At 46.8% G+C, this 23512-nt stretch carries 20 protein-coding genes and 2 pseudogenes; 7 read left to right on the top strand and 15 right to left on the bottom strand.

Annotated elements, in window-relative coordinates:
- Nucleotide 1 precedes the first annotated feature (1 nt).
- The 5 genes from KZ483_RS06270 to KZ483_RS06250 all read right to left on the bottom strand — a co-directional run bounded on the left by KZ483_RS06270 (nt 2) and on the right by KZ483_RS06250 (nt 7586).
- Nucleotides 2-898 (bottom strand): carbohydrate ABC transporter permease, encoded by an 897-nt coding sequence (locus tag KZ483_RS06270; RefSeq protein WP_258881557.1) that lies wholly within the window; start codon nt 896-898, stop codon nt 2-4.
- A gap of 22 nt (nt 899-920) precedes the next feature.
- The gene (locus KZ483_RS06265; RefSeq protein WP_220351837.1) at nt 921-1841 is read right to left on the bottom strand and encodes an ABC transporter permease; all 921 of its coding nucleotides are present in this window, start codon (nt 1839-1841) and stop codon (nt 921-923) included.
- The gene (locus tag KZ483_RS06260; protein ID WP_220351836.1) at nt 1838-3553 is read right to left on the bottom strand and encodes a type 2 periplasmic-binding domain-containing protein; all 1716 of its coding nucleotides are present in this window, start codon (nt 3551-3553) and stop codon (nt 1838-1840) included. Before KZ483_RS06260 ends, KZ483_RS06265 begins: the two co-directional genes overlap by 4 nt.
- Before the next feature lie 120 nt (nt 3554-3673).
- Nucleotides 3674-6439 (bottom strand): DUF5695 domain-containing protein, encoded by a 2766-nt coding sequence (locus KZ483_RS06255; protein ID WP_220351835.1) that lies wholly within the window; start codon nt 6437-6439, stop codon nt 3674-3676.
- Between the two features lie 304 nt (nt 6440-6743).
- Nucleotides 6744-7586, bottom strand: coding sequence for a helix-turn-helix transcriptional regulator (locus tag KZ483_RS06250; RefSeq protein ID WP_258881556.1), 843 nt, complete (start codon nt 7584-7586; stop codon nt 6744-6746).
- A gap of 128 nt (nt 7587-7714) precedes the next feature.
- On the opposite strand from KZ483_RS06250, the gene KZ483_RS06245 reads away from it, so the two are divergent.
- Both KZ483_RS06245 and KZ483_RS06240 read left to right on the top strand, forming a co-directional pair.
- Complete coding sequence (locus tag KZ483_RS06245) at nt 7715-8812, top strand: zinc-binding dehydrogenase (RefSeq protein ID WP_220351833.1); 1098 nt, start codon at nt 7715-7717, stop codon at nt 8810-8812.
- Entirely contained in the window at nt 8809-9639 is an 831-nt protein-coding gene (locus KZ483_RS06240) for an SDR family oxidoreductase (RefSeq protein ID WP_220351832.1), read from the top strand. The genes KZ483_RS06245 and KZ483_RS06240 overlap by 4 nt, the downstream gene beginning before the upstream one ends.
- A gap of 67 nt (nt 9640-9706) precedes the next feature.
- Here the strand turns inward: KZ483_RS06240 and KZ483_RS06235 are convergent, their stop codons facing one another.
- The gene (locus tag KZ483_RS06235; RefSeq protein ID WP_220351831.1) at nt 9707-10318 is read right to left on the bottom strand and encodes a phosphatase PAP2 family protein; all 612 of its coding nucleotides are present in this window, start codon (nt 10316-10318) and stop codon (nt 9707-9709) included.
- A gap of 201 nt (nt 10319-10519) precedes the next feature.
- Between KZ483_RS06235 and KZ483_RS06230 the strand changes: the two genes are divergently transcribed.
- The 3 genes from KZ483_RS06230 (at nt 10520) to KZ483_RS06220 (ending at nt 12468) form a co-directional block, all read left to right on the top strand.
- Nucleotides 10520-11077 carry a DJ-1/PfpI family protein gene (locus KZ483_RS06230; protein ID WP_220351830.1) on the top strand — a complete coding sequence of 186 codons (558 nt, stop codon included), beginning with the start codon at nt 10520-10522 and terminating at the stop codon, nt 11075-11077.
- A 229-nt stretch (nt 11078-11306) separates the two neighbouring features.
- Complete coding sequence (locus tag KZ483_RS06225) at nt 11307-11870, top strand: SLOG family protein (RefSeq protein WP_220351829.1); 564 nt, start codon at nt 11307-11309, stop codon at nt 11868-11870.
- Nucleotides 11871-11895: 25 nt separating this feature from the next.
- The gene (locus KZ483_RS06220) at nt 11896-12468 is read left to right on the top strand and encodes a 5' nucleotidase, NT5C type (protein WP_220351828.1); all 573 of its coding nucleotides are present in this window, start codon (nt 11896-11898) and stop codon (nt 12466-12468) included.
- 101 nt (nt 12469-12569) lie between these two features.
- Here the strand turns inward: KZ483_RS06220 and KZ483_RS06215 are convergent, their stop codons facing one another.
- From KZ483_RS06215 to KZ483_RS29065, 6 genes and pseudogenes are all read right to left on the bottom strand, one after another.
- Nucleotides 12570-13034: a hypothetical protein gene (locus KZ483_RS06215; protein ID WP_220351827.1), complete on the bottom strand. Its 465-nt coding sequence runs from the start codon at nt 13032-13034 to the stop codon at nt 12570-12572.
- Between the two features lie 364 nt (nt 13035-13398).
- Nucleotides 13399-13524 (bottom strand): hypothetical protein, encoded by a 126-nt coding sequence (locus KZ483_RS28330; RefSeq protein WP_258881798.1) that lies wholly within the window; start codon nt 13522-13524, stop codon nt 13399-13401.
- Between the two features lie 173 nt (nt 13525-13697).
- Nucleotides 13698-13962 (bottom strand): annotated as a pseudogene (locus KZ483_RS06205) (NUDIX hydrolase); the annotation flags it as partial.
- Nucleotides 13963-14144: 182 nt separating this feature from the next.
- Nucleotides 14145-17096, bottom strand: coding sequence for a transglycosylase domain-containing protein (locus tag KZ483_RS06200; protein WP_220351826.1), 2952 nt, complete (start codon nt 17094-17096; stop codon nt 14145-14147).
- 150 nt (nt 17097-17246) lie between these two features.
- The gene (locus KZ483_RS06195) at nt 17247-17657 is read right to left on the bottom strand and encodes an RDD family protein (RefSeq protein ID WP_397376153.1); all 411 of its coding nucleotides are present in this window, start codon (nt 17655-17657) and stop codon (nt 17247-17249) included.
- Nucleotides 17658-17933: 276 nt separating this feature from the next.
- A pseudogene (locus KZ483_RS29065) lies at nt 17934-18200 on the bottom strand (carbonate dehydratase); the annotation flags it as partial.
- 181 nt (nt 18201-18381) lie between these two features.
- Between KZ483_RS29065 and KZ483_RS06190 the strand changes: the two are divergent.
- Nucleotides 18382-20097: a methyl-accepting chemotaxis protein gene (locus KZ483_RS06190; protein WP_220351825.1), complete on the top strand. Its 1716-nt coding sequence runs from the start codon at nt 18382-18384 to the stop codon at nt 20095-20097.
- A 374-nt stretch (nt 20098-20471) separates the two neighbouring features.
- Here the strand turns inward: KZ483_RS06190 and KZ483_RS06185 are convergent, their stop codons facing one another.
- From KZ483_RS06185 to KZ483_RS06175, 3 genes are all read right to left on the bottom strand, one after another.
- On the bottom strand, nt 20472-21227 hold the full coding sequence (locus KZ483_RS06185; RefSeq protein ID WP_220351824.1) for a hypothetical protein: 756 nt from the start codon (nt 21225-21227) through the stop codon (nt 20472-20474).
- Between the two features lie 67 nt (nt 21228-21294).
- Nucleotides 21295-21624 (bottom strand): DUF6572 domain-containing protein, encoded by a 330-nt coding sequence (locus KZ483_RS28320; protein WP_258881555.1) that lies wholly within the window; start codon nt 21622-21624, stop codon nt 21295-21297.
- Nucleotides 21625-21707: 83 nt separating this feature from the next.
- On the bottom strand, nt 21708-22244 hold the full coding sequence (locus KZ483_RS06175) for a GNAT family N-acetyltransferase (RefSeq protein ID WP_220351823.1): 537 nt from the start codon (nt 22242-22244) through the stop codon (nt 21708-21710).
- Nucleotides 22245-22537: 293 nt separating this feature from the next.
- Between KZ483_RS06175 and KZ483_RS06170 the strand changes: the two genes are divergently transcribed.
- Nucleotides 22538-23437 (top strand): LysM peptidoglycan-binding domain-containing protein, encoded by a 900-nt coding sequence (locus KZ483_RS06170; RefSeq protein WP_220351822.1) that lies wholly within the window; start codon nt 22538-22540, stop codon nt 23435-23437.
- Nucleotides 23438-23512: the final 75 nt, after the last annotated feature.

The raw sequence follows: 23512 nt of genomic DNA, 5'->3' as shown, positions 1-23512 counted from the left end.
CTTATTCCTTCACAGCTCCGATCGTGATCCCGCTTATGAAATATTTCTGGAAAAACGGATATGAGATAATGATCGGCAAGGTTACGATCATGGTCGTAGCCGCCCGGATCGAAAGTGGCGTGAGCTTCCTCATCTCCTCCATCTGCTTCTGCTCATTCGTCAATTTGCCCACTTGCTCGACATCAAGCAATATTTTCCTTAAATACACCTGCAGCGTATCCCATTTGCCTGATGAATTGTAAAGAATGACATCGAACCAGGAATTCCAGTGACCGACGGCGCTGAATACCGCTACGGCCGCGAATACAGGGACGCAGAGCGGAGCAATGATCTTCATATAGATCTTGAGCTCGCCGCAGCCGTCGATCCTGGCCGACTCGGCCAGCGCATCCGGCAGGTTGTACATGTAGGAGGAGATAAGGAGCATATAATACGCGCTGAATAACCCCGGAAGCCAGTAGACTGTAAATGTATCCATCAGATTCAGCTTGTTGTACAGCAAATAAGTCGGTACCAGCCCCCCGCTGAAATAGAGGGTAATCAGAAACATGACCCTGGTGAATCTTCTGCCGGAGAACCACTTAACCGTCGTTACATAGGCTAATAGCCCGGAACAAAACAGTGTTGTAGCCGTCCCTACCGTCACTCTTAATACGGATATTACAGCTCCTCTGGTCAAATTGCCGTTCTCGAACATATAACGGTAGTTATCGAGCGTAAATGCCCTCGGCCAGAAGTACAGTCCTCCCCTGGCCGTATCCATGCCTTCGTTGAGGGAAACAATAAGCTGATTCCAGAAGGGATATAACATGACAAACGCCATAATGAACATGAGAATTGCATTGATCCAGTCAAACAGGCGGCTGCCGAAGCTGTCCTTCAAATAGGCCGCTCTCATAGGCATTTACTCCCTTCCGGGGTCAGATGATTGACATATCGGTCAGTTTCTTCGAAAGCTTATTCGTCAGCAGCACCAGCGCCAATCCCAGTATGGAGCTCATGAATCCGACCGCCGTCGCAAACGAGTAGCGGCCTAGCTGTATGCCGTACCTGTATACATAGGTATCGATGACCTCGTGATATTCCCTTGTTGTGGGCGAGCCGAGGAGCAATTGCTGTTCGAAGCCTGCGTTAAGCAAGCTGCCTACGCCGAGTATGAACAGCAGAAGCACTGTCGGCCTGACCCCGGGAAGCGTAATATGCCAAGCCATGCCGAATCTTCCAAGGCCATCAACGGCTCCGGCCTGATAGAGCTCCTGATCGATCCCGGCAATCGCGGCGATATAGATGATCGACGACCAGCCTATCCCCTTCCATATATTCGAGAACGTGAGCAGCCCCCAGAAGTATTTCCCTTCTCCGATAATGTGAAGGGGCTCCTGAATCCAGCCGAGTTTCATCAGCACTTCGTTAACGATCCCCTCGTTTCCGAGCATTGTGAAGATTATGCTCGCCACCACGATCCAGGATACGAAATGGGGGAGATAGGAAACGGTTTGAATGACCCGCTTGAAATTCACCATTCTGATCTCATTGATCAAGAGCGCAAGTATGATAGGCGCAACAAATCCGAGTGTTAAATTCAGACCGCTGATGACAAGCGTGTTTCGCAAAATAAGCCAGACATCCGGCAGCGAGAAGAACTCGATATAATATTTCAGCCCGACGAACTCGGAATCGCTCAGCTTCTTCCCGGGAAAATAATTAAAGAAGCTGTAGATGATTCCATACATCGGAATATAGGCAAAGACAACTACCCAAGCAATCGCAAACAGATTGATTGACCATAATTCCCTCTCCCGATACCAGACGCGTTTCCATATCCTTTGAAGCCTCATCATTTACCCAGCTTCTCTACATTCTTTTTGTAGGATTCGGCATAGAACTTCTCAAGCTCGCGAAGTCCGAGCTGGTCCAGTTTTTCGCGGGAAGCATTAAAGTTCTTTTCCAGGTCGGATTCCGTTTTGCTGGTGATGATCTTGGCCCATTCCGAGGTCAGCGTATCTTTAATCGTCTGGTTCGTGGTCGTTACGGGATCCTCGGCCTTGAAGGTTACACGGAACAGCGTGGAGTCCCAGCTCTTGCCGTCGACATTCGCCCAGCTCGTATTAACACCTTGATCCAGGAACTTGCCTTCCGGAGTAACCGGCCACATGTCGTATACGCTGACCCTTGTCACCCTTGGGTCAAGATGGTCGTCTTTGAACCATCCGCCGGGTGCAGCCATCCAGTAGGACTGAGCCCCGAACTTCTCCCTGACCGCATGAAAGTTTTCATTTTTCTTGTTATAGTCCAGCGCGCTGTCCTTGAATATCCACTTGCCGTCTTTAATATCCCATACATTCTCCGGATCCGGTTTGCCGTACCCGGTAATCATGGTCCCGATCCCGCTGACTTCCCAGTTAAACCATTTGACGATGCTTTCGGGATCCTTCGCTTTATCGGTAATGATAACTCTGTAATTGCCGAGAAAATCCGATGCGACGTCAGTCGCCTGATCAACACCCGGAGCTTTGACCGTGACGTCCATAAACCGTTTATCGATGTTGTAGTTTCCCTTCTCCTGCTGCGACCATGCTTCTTGTCCGGCCACCCATACATGCCACCACGTGCCTATGTTGCCGATAACCCGTTCATTCATTACTTTTGTCTGCCAGTCTTCGAATTTGTTGTTCAGAAAATCCGGATCGATCATTCCCTCGCGGTAAAACCGGTTGATGTAGCGGGCGATTTCGAGACCTTCGGGCGTATTCATCCAATGCGTGAATGTGCCGGAGGCTTCATCCACCTTGTATCCGTTCTTGAATCCGTATGCCGACAGCATCGCTCCATATAAACCGGCGCCCTGCGTATTATCGGACAAGGCATACACCTTCTCGCCGTTCGTGTTGACAGAGTGCTTGTTCATAACCTGCCTGAGCACCTGATAATACTCTTCAGGCGTCTTATATACAGGAGAGCCGGCTTCCTTCCACCAGTCATACCGGATTGCAAAGTCCCAGCCGGCTACGTTTGGATTCTCGCCCCAACCGATAGGCAGCTTATAGATTTTGCCGTCATCGGTCTTCAGCAGATTCATGTACTTACCTAATTTTTCTTTGATGTTGGGGGCGTATTTATCGATTAGCTCGGTAAGATCGACTGCCCTTCCCTGAGCGATGAACTTCTCTGCCATCTCATCGTCCATGTTGGCGATCACCTCGGGATAATCGCCGCTAGCAAGCATAAGATTGAGCTTCTCGTTCATGTCGACGCTGTACACCGTCTTCTTGATCTCAACATTGAACTTCTCCTTATAGAACTTGGCCATTGGCGCGGAAATCTTGTCCGCCTCCGCCTGATCGCCATAACCGGCGTAGAAGGTAATCTGCAGCGGTTCCTTCGGAACATCCCAGCCGTACTCGTTGACACCCGTCGTCTCCGCATCCGACTGTTCGTTTGTTTTTACAGTCTTATTCTGTTCCTTATTCCCGGTTCCTTCGCCCGAATTCGAGCAGCCGGCAGCGGTGAACACAACCGCAAGCGCAAGTATGAAACTCAATCGTTTTTTCATAGTTTACGAGCCTCCCTTAAGATCTGAGTAACTTTACGGAATTCAACCGCTACGCTTCTCCAGAACGAATTCAGCCTCTCCGCTGCTTCTTCCACCGAATCTCTTAAACTACCCGACGGTCTACCTACCGGACGTCAGATCCGCCACCTCACCTTGTTCCCGCTTGACGATAATCGTCGCTCTACTCGACACAACGGGGACAGGAACCGCAAACGTTTCACTCTTTTCGATTAAAGCCACCCGCTCGTTTTCCACATAAATGCCATACGCTGCTGCTGCGGGAAGGCCGGATACGCTCAGCACTATGGTATGCCCGGCTGCAGTGCCGCTTTCAAGCACAAAATGCACCTCCGTTAGATCTTCCTTCAGAACAATCGGGCTCCTCGCGGAGATGTGGCCTGTATCGATCCCGATATGCAACTTACAACCATCCAGCAAAGAATGGAACCTTCTTCTCACCCCATCCTTCATCGTGACCATAAGGCCGTTGTCCGTCTCCGCGAAATCGCCGCCGTAACAGAAACGTCCAAATATCGGATCATCGGCAAGTATTGTTGAAGCCCCTCGCAAAGCCCCGCAGTAACCGAGGTCAATTTCACAGGAATAGTACCAAGAACCGCGGTGATGCTCTTGATCCAGCCATGTATAACCGAAGGGTGAAGGCTCGAACCCGCCGCCCGCGCCGCCGTCGTTTTCTTCACCCGGGTACCAGTAACCGTAATTGCTCTCCGGCCTTCCGCTGTTCATCAGCGCCCACGAGCTCAATATCGATGCATAGCCGAGTCGCAGATGCACGTAAGGGTTGCCGCTGTAATTCAGCGCGTAATCGAGCACCGCCCATCCGCCCATCTGAGACATGTAGCTTAACGTGTACGCCGCGTCCCCTGTCGCCCGGTAATCGCTGCCGTACAAGTAATAGGCCGGTTCAATCCAGCCGCGGCAGAAAATGTTCGCTTCCACCTGCGCCTCCATGAACTTCACCGCGCTGCTGTATGTAAGAGTTTGTTTGGCATTCCGCTCCGGTGATTCGTCCATGGACTTGACCGAATGCTTCAGCGCGTATTTCGCAAAAGCGTGGGTGCTTTCGAATCCGGTTGAATCGAAGGGGTACTCCGATCCGAACATATCCGGATTTTCATCTACGAAGAAGCGTACTTTCTTGCTCCAAAGACGTTCAAGCCGCAAGGCCTTCTCTTTCCAGCCGATCGCATACAGCTCGCTCACTATGTCTTCGATAACCAATTCGTTATACAGCCCGGTCTTGTAAGCCGGCCAATCGCCGGTTTCCGCCGGAATTGTAAACATGGCGACCGCCGTTCTGTATGCGCGTTCGAGATATGCTTCTTTGTGCAACAGCATGTCGGTGTCGGGGTAATTTCTACCGATCCTGTACATGCTCCAATACAGGAGAATGATGTGGGGATAATCGTAAATTCGCCATATATGCAGCTTCCCTGCGGGACCGTCGTCTTCGCTGCCGCGAAGCGTCTTCCAATCGGGAATGCCGTATATGCCGTAAGGGTACTCTTCCTCATCGGTTCGTTGGAGGCCGCCCCATACGAAGTTCGCGATGTAGTAGTCCAGCGCCTCAACTTCCTTCCCGTCGGGGTATTCGGCATTTTTGGCTGCCAGATATGCCGGCTTGCAAAGTCCCGGGTCATCGCAGCTCACCTCGTAAATCCTCCAGCCCTTAATCCGGTCGTAATTGTCCGGACCAAGCAGCACCTGGCTCTCCATGTTCCATTCGGCAAATAATCCGTTATACCATTTGGCCGGATCCTTGTGCTGGCACCTGGCGATGAAGGCGGCCCTTTTTTTGATCATCGTCTCAACGGGCTCCGTAACGAAAAACTCCAGTATCATCGATTTCCCGTCTCCATAATTCACTGTGAGGAGATTTTCCCCGAGTTTGGAGAACTTCACCTTGTAAACGTGCGTATCGTCAGCTTTGGGCCCGATATACGACAGCTCGGTATCACCCGGAAATTCGGGGATTACGGAATGTATGGATTGCCTGGTCCTTAGATAAAACATGGCGAATAAATCATCCGGCACGGTCATCCCGGGTACGACCTGCACGTCAATCAGACCTTCCTCCACGATGATCCTCCGTACATCGTCATAATCGGATGCCCACTGAAAGCGAAGGGAATACGATGCGGAATCTCCTCGCTCCCCCTTTGGCGATAACCTTACGCTCGTATGGGTCTTGCGCCAGCTGCAGCCCTTCCGCCCGGCAATTCCACCTTGCGCTGCCGAGTGGATGTATGCACGGTATTGATGCTCTTTTCCATTGCCTTGATCCTCTTCGTCTGCGTGCATATCGAAATATTCAAATTTAGTGTTAGCCGCCGGTGTCATCGTGAGATACGGCCCGCAGCTGTTGCTGCGCATCCAGAACATGAAGGAGCCATGCCCTGAGATGAAGCTGTGCCTAAGTACGCTTTCGGACGGCTTCTTCCCCCAACCGAATGAACTGTTCATGGGGAAAGGTATTGCAAGGTCGCCGATTTCCACAGGTTCGCTGCAGTTGTTTTCAATTTGGACGGTGTAGTGGAACAGATCTTGTTCGAGCTGGTAGGAGCGATGGATCAAAATATCGGAGGGGGCGTTTTCATTAGGCATGCAGCTCGCGTAGTACGCAGCGCCGTTATCCGGCGCTGAAGGCTTTAGAGGGTTCTTTCCGCACAGGATGCGCGTGTTTGTCCGGACCCAGTCATGGCCCGGTATCCGGTAAGTTACATAGACTTCACCGAATGCGCTGTTTGGGTTAATGAACTCGTTATCATGCGGGTCCCGTGCATATTTGAGGCTCGCGACGGAGCCGTTCCTGATCCGCAGGTCAAAACGCCCGCTCGTCAAGATGTCGACCCTATTCTCATTCATAATTCAACACCTTCATTCCGCATGGATTAAATGATATTGAATAATATGAAACAATGTTGAATCCTGATAATAATCGTAGCATTAGTAAAGAGTGTTGTCGGTAGACAAAAGCAAACAATTGGTGACCAAAAAAGACCCGTTCTCTCTTGAACGGGTCTCCTGACTATCATTTTTCCATAGAGTAAGGCATTCAGTCATGAATGGCATAGAAAGCTATCCGAGCGATCTTGCGAGCTCTAAATTGTTTGAGCGAGATGTCTGTAAGCCTGTTTCATGACTGCGGTTCGGATGTGCTGTCAAAGAATCACCTGATCAAAGCTGTTAACTTTTCTTTGGTGTCCGTACCCGGATGCGGGGTAAAAACGGTGAGCACCCAATCCGGGTGCTCCGGAAGCAGCAGATTGTTATAATCCAGGCTCAGCATCCCCACTCTCGAGTGATAAAGCTCCTTCTTTCCAACCGGTATACCGAACACTTCATGCTGCTGCCACCATTCTCCGAACTCCGGGCTGGATTTCTTCAGCTTCTCCGTAATGTCGTTATACCACGGATCCTCGATATTTTTGGCAAAATAACTCCGAAATTGGGCTAGCAGCCTCTTCGCCAATGCTTCCCAATCGACAAATAACCTGCGGTACTCATCGTCGGTAAACATCCGCCAGATCACATTTCGCCCCAACTCGTCCATTTCGGAATAGTTTCCAAAAACAGCGCAAGCCATTTGATTCCATGCCACAATGGTCCATCGGTTGCCGATTATGTAAGCAGGGCAGCCGTGCAGCTGATCAAGCATAAGTTGTAACGACGGAGAGATTATATCTAGTTGTAATGATGCCGGCTCTATGATCATCCACTGATTGGCCAAAGCAAATAAATAGTTTCGTTCGTCTCTATCAAGCTGCAGCGTCCGGGCCAAGCTATCCAAGACCTGTTCGGATACGCGAATCGGCCTCCCCTGCTCCAGGTACGTGTACCAAGCCAATGAAACTCCGGATAAAGCGGCAACCTCCTCCCTGCGCAGACCCTTAATACGCCGTCTTGACGAATGAGGAGGCAATCCGGCAGCCTGGGGAGTTAAATGCAAACGCCGTGTTTTCAAAAAATCTGCAAGCTCCTTATGTCTTTGAGAATGTTCCAAAGCTAACACCCCTTTCGGGAAAGTTTCATGGTAGTGTCAGTACCACTAGTGCGAGTGCGGTTACAAACCCTCTCCTTCTTATTATACTAAATATCGCCTACTATGAACGTATATCCGATACCAAGGAGGCAATATCCATGAAAGCAGCTGTTTTACATGAATCAGGTTCGCCGCTCAAGGTAACAGAAGTCTCTTCTCCTCCCTTGCGTTCTTCAAGTGTCCGGGTCCGCGTGCTGGCTACCCATATTTTGTCCTTTACGAATCAGGTCGTCGGAGGACAGTTTCCTTTCCCCCTGCCGACCCCCTACACTCCCGGTTTATGTGCGATCGGATTTGTCGAAGATCTTGCGGATGATGTTTCGGGTTTGACGGTCGGGCAGAAGGTGTTTTGCAGTCCGCTCGTCTCCTCAAGAAACAACTCGGGTGAACCGGAGCGTATTTTAAAGGGCTGGTTCGGGATGACAGCGAATTGTCAGGACTTGCTTGATCTGTGGAAAGAAGGTACATTCGCGGAGCAGGCCGATTTTCCGGTTGAATGCATTACCCCTATTGACCTGATTGGTGATGATTACGATAATTCGCAGCTTGCATGCATGTATTACTTATGTATCGCTTACGGCGCCTTCCTGCGGGGAGAGTTTAAACCGGGGCAATCCGTACTCATTAACGGCGCGACCGGTAATTTGGGCACTGCTTCCGTTCTTACAGCCCTCGCCATGGGAGCATCCAGAGTATATGCGGCGGGCCGCAATTTATCCGTACTTGAATCGCTGACGGAGCTTGACCCTCTTCGTGTCCAAAGCGTTCCGCTTCCGCAGCGTGAAGAAGAGTATGGTTCCACACTTTCCAAGCAGGTTAAACAAGTAGATATAATGATAGACGCAGTAGGTATAATCGATAGCCCTTCACTCGTTGAAGCCGGGTTGTCTGTGCTCCGCCAAGGGGGAACTGCTGTACTTCTAGGCGGTGTGGCGGCGAATGTTCATTTATCCTACTTGATGACGCTTGTCAAGGAGCTTAACATTAAGGGCTCTTCCATGTATCCAAGCTCGGCACCCTCGGATATCGTAAGAATGATTCATTCCGGAGCATTGAATCTCCGGGCATTCCGTCCGAAGACGTATCCATTGGAGCTAATTAATGAGGCGATCGCGGCAGCATCCGGCTCACGCGGGCTCGACTACTCAATTCTAGTACCTTGGCAGGGAGATCAGGAACAGGAGGAATCGCGATGAAAGCAGCAGAGGAAAAGGTCATTCTTGTGACGGGAGCGACCGACGGCATCGGTAAACAGACAGCGCTTGACTTGGCGGGATTGGGAGCGACAGTTCTCCTTCATGGAAGAAGCAGCGAACGCGGAAGAACTGTTATGGAAGAAATTGCTGCATCAACCGGAAACAAGAAAACCAAATTTTACCGGGCTGATTTTGCTTCGCTCGCCGATGTACGGAGTTTGGCCTCAGAGGTACAGGCTGATTATTCCGGTTTGGATGTCCTGATCAACAATGCGGGTATCGGGGCAGGCGAGCTTAAAAATGGCCGCCGGGCTTTAAGCCAAGACGGGTTCGAGCTGCGACTTGCCGTCAATTATTTGGCGCCATTCCTCTTAACCCACTCGCTGCTTCCGGTTCTGCGAGCCGTATCTTCTCGGACTGTAAATGTTGCCTCCGTAGGACAAAGTCCGATTGATCTATCAAACATAATGCTCGAGCGAAATTATTCGCCTTTTCTCGCTTACAAGCAGAGTAAACTTGCCCTCGCAGCATTTACCATTGAGCTGTCCGAGAGATACGGTCATGCCGGCATGACATTCAATTGTCTGCATCCAGGGACTTTCCTCGATACCAAGATGGTACGCGAAAGCGGGATCGCGCCAATGGGAACAGTCCAGTCCGGTTCGGATGCAATAATTCATCTTGCTCTCTCTTCGGAGCTCGAAGGCGTAACCGGCAAATATTTCGATCAAAAGCGGGAGTCTCGCGCTGACAGCCAAGTGTATGACAGCATGTTTCGGGACAGGTTGTGGGAGCTTAGCGACAATCTCACAAGTGTTAAGAAATGATGTTACCTGGATGACGGCTGCCCAAAAGGCGGCCTTTTCTTGTGCAATAACATCGCTTCGCCTTATTCTATTTCCTTAGCAGATAGCGCTGGAACAGCTTGATGCATAGTGCGACCCAGCAGCCGCTAACCCAGTATCCGCCCAGAACATCGGATGGATAATGAACGCCAAGATAGACACGGGTCAACCCGATGCTTATAATCATCAATGCACTGATGGCCACAAGTGCGATCCTCCCGCCGCGTGAGGGCAAGTGCCTCCAGAGCAAGAAAGTGAGCAGCCCGTAGAATGTAAAAGCCGCCATCGAATGCCCGCTCGGGTAGCTGAACCCCTGTTCTTCGACAATACGGTGGATATCCGGGCGCGCGCGCTGGTAAAAATCTTTCAAGAAATGATTAAGCAGTGTAGACCCCAGCATTCCTCCTATTAGCAGTATGAGCTCCTTGCGGTGCCCCAGCAGTAGAAACAAGATGACGGCTATTCCCAACACAAGCGGTATCATGACCGACGGGGAGCCTATTAGCGAGAGAAACTCTGCGGCCCGGGTTGTACCGGGACTTTCCAGGCTTTGCACGGTGTGAATGATTGACAGGTCGAATTGTTTCAACCTGTCCCTTGAGACCAGCAAGGATAATCCTTCAAATCCGGCAACCGCAAGAAACAATAAAATAAACCACATGAACGAGATTCCCCCATAAGTGAATGATCTTTTTTACAATTATAAAACAAAACATCCATTGGAAAATAGAGGGTTTAGTATTTTGCAAATAAACGGGTAGACATTAAATGACAAACTCTAACATTTTCCACCTATTTACAAATAAAGAACCGCTCCTTCATAATTAAAAGGTGTCCCCATCCTTTCCGAGGAGTGATATCATTGTCCAAGAAAGTCTTGATTCTGACAGGCGACGCCGCTGAAGTACTAGAGGTCTATTATCCATATTTCCGCTTACTGGAAGAAGGCTGCGAAGCCATTATCGCTTCACCGACGAAGAAAACACTGCATACGGTCGTTCATGATTTTGTCGAAGGATGGGATACGTACACGGAGAAGCCGGGCCACTTGCTTCAATCTCATATCGGGTTCGCCGATGTTGAGCCTTCCGATTATGACGGACTCATCATTCCCGGCGGACGGGCACCCGAGTATATACGTTCGGACGCCAATCTGCCCCGCATTCTGCGCCACTTCCTCGAAGCGGACAAGCCTGTTGGCGCGATATGTCACGCTGCACAGGTGTTCGCTGCCTTGAAAGACACGAGCTTCTTCGAAGGACGTACGATGACTGCCTACAATGCTTGCCGCCTGGATGTCGAGCAGCTGGGAGCCAGCTACGCGGCAGAAACGCTTCACGTGGACGGTAAGCTGGTCAGCGGACACGCATGGCCCGATCTGCCGGGCTTCATGCGAGAGTTTCTTAAACTGCTTAAGTAAGATCAGGACGGCACGGCGTTTTTTTTCCAGTATTCGGACGCAGACTGTTGCAGCTGGAGTTCCGTTCTGAATCAGTATTTTAAATGAAAATAAAACGCTAAGCCGACATTGAGATTCGGCTTGGCGTTTTTTCTTGTTCAAATTCTGCTCCGGCAGTAATTTCGCCTCTTTAATTCTTGTTGTTCATCACAAGCATCAGCGATATGATTAGTAAAGAAAGGGGCGTACTATGAAAAACCTTCTCGTGACGGGTTACCGTGCGCATGAAATCGGGATTTTCGATCAGAAGCATAAAGGCATTGCCTACATTAAGAAGGCGATCGAAGCCCGGCTTGCCCCACTCGTCGAAGAGGGATTGGAGTGGGTCATTACACCCGGACAGTACGGCGTAGATTTATGGGCATGTGAGGTCGTCATCGGCTTGAAGAAGCGGTATCCGCACTTGAAGCTTTCCATCATTACAGCTTATCTTAACCCCGAGGAAAAGTGGAAAGAGGACAAGCAGAAATACTATAAGGACATTCTCAAAGCATTGGATTACTACGGCAGTGTGAGTAAGCAGCCCTACAATGGCGTATGGCAGCTTACTGCACGAGACGACCTGCTCCTCAGAAAGACGGACGGCATTCTGCTCTTCTATGATGAAGACGCGGGCGAAGCCAGCCCCAAATTCATGAAACAGAGAGCGCTCAAGAAGCGCGAGGAGGGCAACTATCTTTACCTGAGCATTACCTCCGAGGACATTCAGGCGATTGCAGACGAGGAGCAAAGGGACGTGCAGGACTCGCAGTAAATTTCGTATAGGAGTTGTTAAACTTATGCACATTGCGGTCGATTTGGACAACACTGTTCTGGATGCCACTACAGCTCACTTGCACTTTTATAATGAAGCATCCGGTTTATCGTTTACGCCTGAAGATGTCAATGATTTTTATTTATACCGTTTGTATGGCTGGAATCAAGCTGAACGTGATGCCGTTTATACACAATACGGCCACGATATTCATTGGAACTCATCGCCTTTGCCGATGGCAGCAGAAATATTACAGCAACTATTTAATCAGCATAAAATATCGATTATTACTGCTCGTCCGTTAATTTTTCGTGATGTTACCATCGAATGGCTTAAACAGCACAAAATTCATTATCACAATATCACTCTCACTGAGAACAAACTCCAGGAATGTATCAATTGCCAGGTGGATGTGCTGATCGATGATGGTCCCCACTATGCGGAGGAGTTTGCCCTTGCGAACAAGCACGTCATTCTATACGAACAGCCATATAATTTGTCCGTCACTAATGACTTAGTATTTCGTGCTTCAAACTGGACTGAGGTCAAAAAGCATATTGAATACCTGGAACTAAAATTCAACCGTCGAGCCGTTTGATATAGAAAGGGCCGTCCTTTGAGGGATGGCCCTCACTGTAATCTTTCACATGTTGAACTTTCCTGGTACGATAATGTTTTCTCACAAATCTCTCGTGCCCGTCAGTTGAAAAATTGATTGGTCGCCGTCATCCCCGATTCATTTGCGTAAGCCGAATATTCCTTTAATAACTGCACCCAAACTTTATCGTTAACGACTAGTTCCCAATTGACATTTTCGACACCGTTTGGCGTAGCTTCGGGCACTAGGTTCTTGGCAATCGCGGACCACCGTTTGCTGATCCCATAGATGCCCTTTATCTTTTTGAATTGTTCCTCATTAATCGTGATCGTTGACTTAGCCGGGGTGCAATCCCCGAGAATCCCATTTCCTATCAGTTGCCTGGCCAGAAAAAAATGGATATCCTGAGCTGCGTTTGCTGTTAATTGGTTCGTTTGTACGTCGTTCGCCTTTTTTAAAGTTTCGGATGTCTGAAGCAATTTTTCATATTCCGTCCCGATCGATTTGAAGTTGTAACAAAGCGTTGTCACCTGATCCGGCAGCACTTCTTTCTTGCTGCTGTTCATGTATTGATTAAGGGTCTCTTCGTTAACCATTACGGCTGTCAAAAAATTCGATAATGATTGACTTAATTTAGCGGAAATATATCTTTCGTAGCTCTGGTTTTCCTTAAACTGTACAAATATGATAATTATTGAGATGATTAACAAAACCGTGCATATTGACATTGCAACAAGAAGCCGTTTGAATGTCATTCAACACTTCTCCTATACCGATTCTTCAAACGATCAGTAGCAGGTCGCCGCGATCCCTGCTCCAGTCATAATTATACTGCTATCACTAATCCGTTAGCTTAATTTTGATCGGTCATTCCACCATTATAATCCCGCCGCTGATTAATTTGTTCTCTCTGAGATGCGATTAATAACTTCAACGAAGCTCAGAAATGAATTCCGATGACGCTTCGTGGCTGAAGTTGCCGATTTGACTGCCGTCTTGGCCGCTTTCCAGGCTGACTTTCTTCACCTTGCCTTCAATGTCCAAGAGATCCCCCATTGTTGCCGCATTTGGATTTTCTTTTGCGCTTCGTAAATCTTGTTATCCGATACGACGCGAAATTCGGACTTGTAACCCTCCAATGCATAAATAACGGTACCAATCGGAAGAAATGCCGCATCCCCGTTCTTAACTGAGTGACCCGTACATGCATGCTCATTAAGCATGTATGAGACTTCACGGATATATGTGGAATCTATCTCCGTGTTTTTAGCAGTAATCTTAATGCTGAGAAATGCAGTAATGTCTAAAAGGTTAGGATAGTCTTTTCAGATCACTACGAAGCTGAAAATAAATATAATTTGTATCTTCTTCCCGAGTAATAAACCAGCAATGAAATGCTTCATGCCAATGTCCTAGTCTGTGAACTTCTTCTCGAGTTGCGATACCGATTTGAGTTTTGTTATCATCAAATATTTTTAGCATTTCGTTTTCCACTATTACACATCTCCATTTTTCGCTCGCTATTTAGTATTGGACGCTTCAATAAAAAAAAGGAACAGGCCGCCGCGGCAGACTGCTCCCTGCTTATCTGTCATTCCGGTTACTAGACATAAAAGGAGTAATAGAATATCACTTCATATTTCTATGGAGAGGGAACCTGAAGGAGATTGACCTGATTACTTACCTGCCGGCATGTCACTGGAACCTGCCACGCTTTCAGGCAGGGAAGGCGCAGATTCGCCTGTTGCGGTTTCCGCCGTAACATAGTAGATAGGTTGCGCGTTCCCTAAAGCTTGGGTGTCGTCATATGTGTTTATATTAGACGAACCGATTAATAGGTAGGTGATCCCGCCGTCCAGGCTTCGGTATATGTTGTAAGATTGAGCCCCTTGAACCGGGTTCCATGCCAGTTGATATCCGGCAGGTCCCGTAGAAACCGCAAGTCCAGTTGGAATGTTTCCGGTATTCGTATTATTCCCGCTAACTCCACCCGTGGCACCGGTTGCCGCGTTTCCGGAAAGTTGCAGAGAATCTCCCTTAACTGACGAAACCTTGTAAGAATAAGAAGAACCCCCTGCAGTGTTCTTGTCAACATAATCAGGCTGGGAAAGCACGTTGCTGATAATTTGATACTGACCTGAACCATCAGCCCTCCAAACCACATATCCATCTGCGCCTTGAACATTCGACCAAGTCAAATTGATTTGATTGTTATTAGCGGATGCAGCGGCCTTCAGATCTTCTGGAGAAGAAACGGCTGAATTCTCATCAGCACCGGTTGTCTCTGGCGTTTCCCATTGGTAATCCCACGGAGGGGAGTAATTAGGACCGTCCTTAAGTGGCTTGTAAGGCTCCGTCTTGATGAAGACTCCCTCTTTCACGGAGTCTCCTACAGGTACATTAGGGTCAGCTATAAAATAATTCTTTCCGCCTATTTCACTATACTTTACATTTACCACCATGTCGCCTTGCTCAGTTGGAAGTTTATCGGTCGTAAACCAATCGTTTACGATCATGCTGCCAAACCGCGACGTATACTGCTTATTTAATTGGTTATATTGTTGATCTAACTCCGTAGGCAGTTTGCCGGATGGGAAAAACACCTCAGCCTTCTGAACCCCTGCCGGCGCAGGAGGAAATTGATTCGTTTGATTTGGAATCAAAGGATATATTTTGTCCATAATTGCTTTCCAAACCGATAATTGATTGTGTGCGTCTTTGAGAGGATATGGAATATCGTATCCTTCCCATACACCCAAGGTAACGTCCGGAGTATATCCTATGAACCAAATATCTTTTTCGCTGTTGGTCGTTCCCGTTTTACCGGCAATGGGTTTCTTGGGAAAATACGAGCCAATTCTGTAAGCAGTCCCTATGCGGGAGTGAACAACATCCTTCATCATATCGGTTAAAATAAAAGCTGTCTGCGGGGAAAACACACGTGTTTGTTCCGGCTGATGGCTGTAAACGACATTACCTTCCCGGTCCACGATATGGTCGATTAAATAAGAATCTTTGTGAATTCCCTGGTTTGCGAATGTCGTATATGCACTCGTATTTTCTTCGACAGTCAAGCCGCGGTAAAGACCGCCAATGCCGGCAGGCAAATTGTAGTCGTTTGGCGTTAAGGTTGTGATTCCCATTTGCTTAACATAGCTGAGTCCTACTTTAGGCGTAAGTTGTTGAAACAGCTTAAGGGCAGGAACGTCATAGGACTCGGCCAGCGCAACCCTTGCCGACACCCATCCCCGATACTGATGGTCCCAGTTCTGCGGATATTGGTCAGTACCTGGGTAGGAAAACGGTACATCGTCAATTCCCTCGCCAGGGAATATTATTTTTTGCTCGACAGCGGGACCGTAAACGGCCAATGGCTTCATGGAGGAACCTGGCTGCCGTGGCAGAAGCGTATGGTTATTTTGATCCTCTTTCCAGCTGCGCCCGCCTCCAACGGCAAGAATACCGCCGGTTTTGTTATCGATGAGTGTGGTGCCGACCTCCAAAGATTCTTTAACATCTTTTCCGGTACTTGGATCTTTAACGGTAATCTTTGTTTTAGACGGGAAGTTTTTATTGTCAGATAAAACATCTTCCATAGCATTTTGCTCGTTTAGGTCGATTGTGGTATAGACTTTGTATCCTCCGCTATCCAGAGCCTGTTTTGCTTCCGCTAACGCTCCTGCCTTTTTTGATGGATCGTATTGTGCGGTTGAAACAATATCTTCTGCGGCCCGTTGTTCTATTTCAGGGATCAAATAGGGGTGCACCCCAGTGACGGTTTTGATGGGGTCTTCTTTGACTAAACTTTTTTTGATATCAAAATTCATTGCGTCGGCAAACTGTTGCTTACTGATATAGCCGTCTTCTTTCATCTGAGTCAATATGTAATGCTGCCGGTCAAGAGCGCCCTTTAGATTCCTGAAAGGGTTTAAATTTGCCGGATTGTTAGGCAAAGACGCCAAAAGGGCAGCCTGCGCAACATTAACTTGATCGGCCGGGATGCCGAAAATAGCTTTAGATGCAGACTGTATTCCGTACAAGTTAATACCCGACTTCGATTTCCCGAAATAAACCCAGTTTAAATAATCCGTCATAATTTGGTCTTTGCTGAGTGAACGGTTCATTTCAATTGCCATAATGGCTTCCTGTATTTTTGTGTGCAAATCCCGTGTTTGCTTGTAGAAGTCGGGGAAATATACCGTCTTTATCGTCTGTTGGCTAATGGTGCTGGCACCGGTTACCACCTGGTGTGAAATAAAATCATCATACGCAGATCTTAAAATGGCCATCGGATCTATCCCTATATTGCTATAAAAGGTTTTATCTTCTCCCGAGATAAAGGCATCGACGATCCAATGAGAAACATCAGATAAATTTTTAATGGGAATCCGGTTTCCATCACTTACACTTTGTCCCAATAATTGCTGGTTTCGATCATATATAAAAGTGGTCGCACTTAAAGCAGACAATGGTTTCAGGTCTATAGGTTTCAGGTCCTTGGTAATCGACATGGCATATCCAAAAACAGCACCAATGCCAGTCAGTAACACCAAAAATAAACCCAGTAATGTAAATTTAGTTACTCTCCAAAGCATTCTCCATATTTTGCTCTTTGATGAGATAGACATATGTACCTCCTTCTTAAAAAGTAAATGTCGGCCAGCCGTCAAAACTAACACTATGCTATAACCACGCCTGCCTCTCCGTTAAGCAAAGGACTGCCTGCGGCAGTTATTTCTGTATTAAGCTCTCGTTTCCTTAATTTACTCTTCAATGATTTAGAGCCTTTCATGCACAACTTCCGTCCCCGCGATAAAATCATGCAGCGACCGTTTATCCTCGCGGGCTGCCACCATCGTCGCGCTCACTATAACGGCAATGCCCAATGTAATAGCATATATTAGGCCGGTCACTACATTACGCAGCAGCATGGTTCCAAGACCCGGCGGCAGCCCGTCGCTAACTTTCACGATTCGAATACCACAGATCCGTTTGCCAATCGTATAGCCCTTCCAAAAGATCGGAGTAAGCAACGTATACAGGAACGATAAAATATCCATGACATACTCATCTCCTGATCTTGCGATGAAAACAAGCGCAATAATGGTGAGTGGTACTCCGACGATAAGCGCGTCAAGAAGCAATGCGCCGAGTCGAATCCAGAAACCAGCAGGGTCATTTGTGTTCAAGTCAGTGCCCCTCTCCATTCGAATGTTCCAGTCACGTTTCCAAAACGTCAAGAATTATTGGATTATTAAATCCAAATAACGATTATAAAAGGGCTGCATCAAGCCGCCCCAATATTAAAGTAACACATAGCGCCTATTGTTTAAACCTTATTTCATATGCCCATTAGTTAAGCGAAGACTGCGCAAGCCGACATGGAGGTGTTGATGAAGCATCCGACGGCAATGAAGCTGTAGAAGTTGTTACGAGGTCTATTCCAAAAGGCGGCCCTTTAACATTCAGCACTCATTTTTCAATAAACGTCCTTTCTCATAGGCTACGCCGCAGGAGCAGCGCGTTGTACCGAATAACAGATTATAAGAATGGGGGAACTCCCGGTTTACTCGTTGCACTTCGCATGCGAATTCAACTCGATCTTTCGGCACTCTGCGCAGGGAATCGGCTTTGGCTTGAGTGTCTATATGCGCTCCAGGCGGAACGAATCGATCGGGTGCAATTCTTACTCCGTCGGTAACTACGGCATCCATCGATATGAATGACCCATGACCTACGAAGGACACAAATTTGACATGAAACACCATATTTCTATCTTATAGGCGAAATATTTAATAAATTATTAATCTTTATAGTTTATTTTTATTTTATAGAACGTATATCCTGAGACCTATGCTTATAGACCCACATCAGAATATAACGAATAGACAATTTAGGAGGAGAGTCTTTTTTATGCGCAACTGGCGGATAGGTATCGCTGCAAAAATCGGATCAGGATATTTCTTTGTTATCCTATGTTTGACCGTCATGACTTTCCTCGTATTATCGCAGATCTCCAGACTGGAGAATGAAATGTCTTTTGTTACAGGCCACGATATGGAAGTGCATGACCTGACCAACCAGATAACGAAAAGTATGATCGATATGGAAACGGGTCAACGAGGCTACATTATCACCGGTGATGAGAGCTATTTAGCCCCCTACAAAAGCGGTAAAACGGATTGGCAGAACGAATTCGCCAGACTATCCATTCTGGTCTCCGATAATCCGGCCCAGGTCGCGAAATTGAAAGCTATTAAAACGAATATTATTAATTGGATTCAGCACGCAGGGGATTACTCCATCCAACTGAAGACGAATGGCGATGCGAATGGTTTAACCCAGTTCTTCAAAAACGACCCCGGAAAGAAGGATATGGACGGACTCCGTCAGAAGCTGGAGCAGTTTATTACAACGGAAAAAGGCTTAACCCAACAACGCGTCGACAATTTGAATCGCCAAGATAGTACGCTCAAAGTTATCTTAAAATCCCTTCTGGCTGCGGCCATCCTCATATCTTGCATCTTGGCCTTAGCCATATCGGTTGGAATTACGAGAAGCGTGAAAAATGTAACTCGCGCCATTCAAGAGATTGCCACCTCCGGGGGTGATTTGACACGACGAATAGAAGTGAAATCGAACGATGAAATTAAAGATTTGGGCGATGCAACGAATAAGATGCTCACCAATTTGCAGCAAATGATGAATGATATCAAAGAAAGCACGGTCCAGCTCTCGCAAGCGGCAGCCGTATTGAAGCAAAGCGCAGGAGAAAGCAGCCGCGCTACGATTGATATTTCCAACTCAATCCAAAAAGTAGCTGCCGGCAGTCAGAAGCAAGTGTCTCAGACGCAGGAAATCTCGGCTTTCGTGCAAGAGAGCAACGCAGGGCTGGAGCAGGTCACGGGAACAACAACGGAAGTAGCCGAATACGCAAGAAGTGCGAAAGAGCTTGCTTTGACTGGGGAGAGCAAGATCCAGTTCTCCATGAGCAAGGTGCAGTCGATGGCCGGCGCATTCGAATCGATTCAGGATAACGTCGAGAAGCTGGCGCAGCAATCGACGAGTATTCTCTCCATAGTCCGGTATATTTCGGAGATATCCAGCCAAACCAATTTGCTCGCTTTGAATGCCGCAATTGAAGCGGCGCGTGCAGGCGAGCATGGAAGAGGGTTTACCGTCGTTGCAAGCGAAATCCGCAAGCTTGCGGACCAAACGGCCAAATCGACAAAGGACGTCAATGAAGTGCTCGGCACAATGACGGTCAGCATCGGCGGTATCGTTGAATTGGTAAAAGCGAGCACGGAAGGCGTCAATCAAGGCGTCACATCGCTCGCAGAAGCGAAGGACACCTTCCAAACGATCGTGCAGCAAGTCAGCGCCTTAAGCACACAAATAATGGAGGTTGCAGCGGCAGTCAAGGAAATTTCCGCAGGTTCGCAGTCCGTAGGAGATGCCGTACAGGGGATTGCCATAGTGACCGAGGAAACGGCGGCATTAACAGAAGAAGTATCGGCTTTGACGGAAGAACAATCGGCTACTGTGGATGAAATCGCCGAAACGTCATCCAAATTGAATGAAATGTCAGGAAGTTTGGAAGCGTTGGTCGGCAAATTTAAAACTTCATAGGCTGCGATTTCATAAAATTAAGGTTATTTGAAGGGGGCCCGGTGCAGTTCCCTTTATTTTTCGCCGTTTAATAGAAAGACGATCAAGTTCTTTGTCGCATCAATGTTACAACCTGAGCAGTTGATTCATATATGATTACCTTCCTTCTCTTAAAGGACATAAGTTCAGTTTATACAAAATAAATCTGCCAAGTTACTTCTTGAACAAAAAAAGAGCCAGCACGATACTGGCTCCTCCACTTTAGTTCGCGTTAGTTCAGCATTATCGTCTTCAGCATCAAGTAGATAACCCATGAATTGAACTTCCCGTTCAATTCAGTTCTAGTCGTAAAAAACCTTAAGGGCATGAGGGCAATCAAGATAAACCAAACAAGTTTATGGTGTTACAGTTACTCTAATCTCTTCTAATTCTAATTTAGGCACCGATTTTAATTGAACTTCATCAAGATGTTCAAGATAATACTCAGAATCACCAAAGGAACCTTCTCCTAAAAACGTCTTTGCATTTTTCTCATACCCCTCATCCTCCACCAATTCCCCATCTGGATCATTAGCAAGGAACGTAAGAATTGCGCCGTTCGGAAGCATCTCCCTTTTTATCCATGGACCATTCAGGAGTTTTTCTTCGCTGAAAAAATCAACATAAATTCGACTAAAATAGTTGCACCAAAAGATTCCTGGTAATCTCGTTTCAATATTGCCTGGTACAAATTGGCGTTTCTGTACTTCCTCGATGGAAATATAACCGTATAACCCATCAAACTCTTGCTGAATTTCAATAAATATTTGCATAAACTTTTTCTGGTTTTTTTTAAATATCTTTGTTGGTACAAATACCGTTAACCAGTTTGGTCTGATAAATCTTTCTCCTTTGTTCCATCCCATAATGAAAGAATATGAGGGATTCTTTTTTTTCCCCATCATACTTCCTATTATTCTTCCATTACCTGTCTCAGTTTTCAGCCACATATCAATAGCTCGTTCTCTTGTAAAGTTCTCTTTTAGGGGTTCATACAATCCTATTTTATCTGGTAAAAGCCCTTCACTCTCAAGTAAATTGAAAAAGAAATTTGCACTTTCTTTCTTTCCAATAAAGGCATTAAAATCGAAGGAAATAACAATTGTAGACATAAAAACTCCTTTCATTTCTAGTTAAATGGTAAAAAGAAACCTTGAAAGGTACTTAACCAATCAAGGTTTAACACTTATTATCCAACTGAATAAGAAACATAAATCCAGCGCTCTCGATAATTTCTCGCACACTTTCCAGAAAGGCTTTACAGCTTTGAGGATAGTTTTCCTTAAAGTGAATCACTATTTCAAATTTTCGGCCCACCGAATCTTCATACGCGGTATATATTTCTCCACTTTCAATAAAGCGTAGATATGTGTTCAGCTTTTCTTGGAGCATATGTAAATGAAGCTCCTCCTCAATCCAATCATGGCTATCAAATATAGCTAATGTGACGCAGTCCTTTTCATTACTTATACCAATCGCATCAATTTGATTGCTTTCTTTTAATGCCATATCAATTCCTCCCAAACGTGTACTTTCTAATTTGAAATTGGCTCAGAGGTATTTGATAACCATTTTTGTAAGGCGGTTTACCCCTATCCTTCCTTACTATATTCATTTTCTAGGATAGAATATTGATAAGAATCGTTCCATTTCCCTTTATGGAACATATGTCCCCGGATATGTCCTTCGTATATCATGCCTACTTTTTTCATCACACTGGCGGATCCGATGTTATCCGGGCGACAAGTCGCATAAATTCGGTGAAGACCCAGTTCACGAAAACCAAATTCAATCAAGGCGCCAGCTGCTTCAGTAGCGAAACCATTTCCCCAGAAAAGGTGATTGAAGCAATATCCTATTTCTCCTTGGAATTGGCCGCACAAATGAATTCCACAGCCGCCGATCAACCTGTTGCTCGCTTTAATGACTACAGCAAATTCAAAACCTTGACGGGGTACTTCTTTTTGCATTTCAATTACCCTGTTAATGAAGCTTTGTGTATCCTCTATTGAGTTTGGTCCCCAAATCATATGCTCTACTACTAACGGATTTGATGCATAGACATGTACATCTTCCAAATCTTCGGTCTTAAAATCTCTTATAATTAACCGGTTAGTTTCAAGAATCATTATAATGGCTCCTATCAAATGAATTGAATATATTTCCTACTTAAATATTAATTCTAACGTCTGACTCTGCATAGTGCCAATTACCTGATTTCTCCCAAACTGAGCTTATGAGCGGATAATTATAGTAAAATAGTTTATGTAGGTAGATTCAGAGACGAAAGGAAGATTTAGTTTTGAACAAGGACTCGGCAAGCAGTGTTCGTCGCCCCAGAGCCAGACGTATGAGGGGAAACAAAACCGACTCTAAAATCTTTCTGGCAACCGTAGCCTTTCTTCTTATTATTTGCGGAATAATGTACAGTATTTATGCAACGAAATCCGGTTCTGAAGAGAAGAAGGCACTAGCCAAGCCTGCATCAAGCAATACTACAGCTGAAAACGCTCATTCTACAAATGATGCATCGGCCGGCACTGAGCAAAGCGGCAGCGCGGATACTTCCCAGGCTGACCCTTCACCGGGCGAGCTCCCAACCAAGTCTGCGGTTCCGGAGGCTTCATCCGAGGCAACCAAAGGGGAGGCTGTTCACTCGGAAGGCACAGGAGCATCCGTACCGAAGGATAGTAATGGAGGCCAAGCCCTAACGGTATCAGGTGAAGCGGCGAAACTCCCAACTACTTACGTGGTTCAAAAAGGGGATACATTATCCACGATATCGATGAAATTCTACCATTCCAAGCAGTACGTTTCCCTGTTAGCGGCGAAAAATAATATTGTGTTTATTAATGATATGAATGTAGGGGATACCATCAAGATTCCGGCGCTGCCTTCGGACGGCGGAGCAACAATCAAGAATGAGCAGAATAACCTTGACTATAGTAAGGTAACGCTGCCGGCAACTTATTTGGTCCGTTCCGGCGATACCTTATATCAAATTTCAATGCTATTCTACCGTTCAAAGGATTATGTGAATCTAATTGCGGAGCAGAACAAATTAGACAAAACCAAAGATTTGAAAGCCGGAAGCTCATTAGTCATTCCGGCAATTCCCAATCAGGCTGGTGTCAAAAACAGTAAAAGCGATACCGAAATAGAACATATCGTTCAACGAGGGGAGACGCTTTCAAGCATTTCCAGAAAATACTTTAATTCAAGCAATTACGCCAAGACCATTGCGAAATACAACCATTTGGCGGATGGCGATGATGTTAAGATCGGCTCTGTGTTGAAAATCCCATCTATTCCAGCGCCTTGAAACGGGTTAACCTCATGTAAAATGGAAGCGCCGTGCAGGTTTCTGCCGGCGCTTTTTTGCGCTGTGACAAATAAA

The sequence above is a fragment of the Paenibacillus sp. sptzw28 genome (genome assembly GCF_019550795.1).
GTDB lineage: Bacteria > Bacillota > Bacilli > Paenibacillales > Paenibacillaceae > Paenibacillus_Z.
The sequence above is the reverse complement of the archived record's forward strand: the minus strand, read 5'-3'. Positions and strand labels throughout refer to the sequence as shown.

Bases quoted from the DNA above. Each gene is read 5' to 3' on its own strand.
- KZ483_RS06270 (WP_258881557.1), bottom strand. From the start codon at position 898: ATGAGAGCGGCCTATTTGAAGGACAGCTTCGGCAGCCGCCTGTTTGAC.
- KZ483_RS06265 (WP_220351837.1), bottom strand. From the start codon at position 1,841: ATGATGAGGCTTCAAAGGATATGGAAACGCGTCTGGTATCGGGAGAGG.
- KZ483_RS06260 (WP_220351836.1), bottom strand. From the start codon at position 3,553: ATGAAAAAACGATTGAGTTTCATACTTGCGCTTGCGGTTGTGTTCACC.
- KZ483_RS06255 (WP_220351835.1), bottom strand. From the start codon at position 6,439: ATGAATGAGAATAGGGTCGACATCTTGACGAGCGGGCGTTTTGACCTG.
- KZ483_RS06245 (WP_220351833.1), top strand. From the start codon at position 7,715: ATGAAAGCAGCTGTTTTACATGAATCAGGTTCGCCGCTCAAGGTAACA.
- KZ483_RS06240 (WP_220351832.1), top strand. From the start codon at position 8,809: ATGAAAGCAGCAGAGGAAAAGGTCATTCTTGTGACGGGAGCGACCGAC.
- KZ483_RS06235 (WP_220351831.1), bottom strand. From the start codon at position 10,318: ATGTGGTTTATTTTATTGTTTCTTGCGGTTGCCGGATTTGAAGGATTA.
- KZ483_RS06225 (WP_220351829.1), top strand. From the start codon at position 11,307: ATGAAAAACCTTCTCGTGACGGGTTACCGTGCGCATGAAATCGGGATT.
- KZ483_RS06220 (WP_220351828.1), top strand. From the start codon at position 11,896: ATGCACATTGCGGTCGATTTGGACAACACTGTTCTGGATGCCACTACA.
- KZ483_RS06215 (WP_220351827.1), bottom strand. From the start codon at position 13,034: ATGAACAGCAGCAAGAAAGAAGTGCTGCCGGATCAGGTGACAACGCTT.
- KZ483_RS28330 (WP_258881798.1), bottom strand. From the start codon at position 13,524: ATGGGGGATCTCTTGGACATTGAAGGCAAGGTGAAGAAAGTCAGCCTG.
- KZ483_RS06200 (WP_220351826.1), bottom strand. From the start codon at position 17,096: ATGTCTATCTCATCAAAGAGCAAAATATGGAGAATGCTTTGGAGAGTA.
- KZ483_RS06190 (WP_220351825.1), top strand. From the start codon at position 18,382: ATGCGCAACTGGCGGATAGGTATCGCTGCAAAAATCGGATCAGGATAT.
- KZ483_RS06185 (WP_220351824.1), bottom strand. From the start codon at position 21,227: ATGTCTACAATTGTTATTTCCTTCGATTTTAATGCCTTTATTGGAAAG.
- KZ483_RS28320 (WP_258881555.1), bottom strand. From the start codon at position 21,624: ATGGCATTAAAAGAAAGCAATCAAATTGATGCGATTGGTATAAGTAAT.
- KZ483_RS06175 (WP_220351823.1), bottom strand. From the start codon at position 22,244: ATGATTCTTGAAACTAACCGGTTAATTATAAGAGATTTTAAGACCGAA.
- KZ483_RS06170 (WP_220351822.1), top strand. From the start codon at position 22,538: ATGTACAGTATTTATGCAACGAAATCCGGTTCTGAAGAGAAGAAGGCA.